This window comes from Microbispora siamensis, assembly GCF_016863095.1.
GTDB lineage: Bacteria > Actinomycetota > Actinomycetes > Streptosporangiales > Streptosporangiaceae > Microbispora > Microbispora siamensis.
Genome location: NZ_BOOF01000107.1, coordinates 1 through 759, shown reverse-complemented (window position 1 = coordinate 759; position 759 = coordinate 1). Strand labels below are relative to the sequence as shown.

Annotated in this window: 1 pseudogene; it reads left to right on the top strand. The window is 64.8% G+C overall.

Features of this window, described 5'->3' with window-relative positions:
• Nucleotides 1–399 precede the first annotated feature (399 nt).
• Nucleotides 400–759 (top strand): annotated as a pseudogene (locus Msi02_RS42650) (trypsin-like serine peptidase); the annotation flags it as partial.

Below are 759 nucleotides of genomic sequence, written 5' to 3'. Positions count from 1 at the left end.
TCCGACGCTCTGACTGGACCACAGGAAAGGGCCCGGCCTCCAGCCGGGCCCTTTTCGCATGTCCGAAATCCCCTCCGCCCGAGGGCGACCGTCAGCGCGTCGAGCGTCCCGAGAGGCCCGCTTTGACGGAAGCGAGCCTCATCCGGTTTCACCAAAAGATGTGATTTAGATCACACTCGACACTCGTGGCACTTATAGGGGAGACCGGAACTCACCCTTGATGATCAGCCAAAACGTTGCCGGACGCAGCCGGACGAGGGACAGGCACAGCAGCGGGCGACGGCGAGCGCAAGCCGCGGATCGCTTACGCCTCACAAAACTCTCCTATAGCTTTCTCCTCGATCCTTCACTGACGGATGGGGCGCAAGCGGCGTCCCACGACAGACCTGGGAGAAACCCATGAAGCGCACCCTCGCTCTGGGCGGGATCGCGGCGGGCCTGCTGGCCTCCGCAGCCATCGCCGCGCCGGCTCACGCCGCCGACGAGATCCCGGCCGTCAACCTGGCCAACACGAACTTCGCCGCCAAGCAGGTGGCGGCGTTCTGGTACGGCCAGAACAAGGCCAACCTCATCAACGCCACGCCGTACAACGTCGAGACCACCGTCCCGACCAAGCACGTGTCCACGGGTGGCGCTTCGGCCGACAGCAAGCCCGGTGTCGTGGGTTCGAGCGGCGACCAGAAGGCCGCCACGGGGACCCTGAAGAACATCAACCTGCCGAAGACGACCGGCAAGGTGTTCTTCATCGGCGCCGACAAC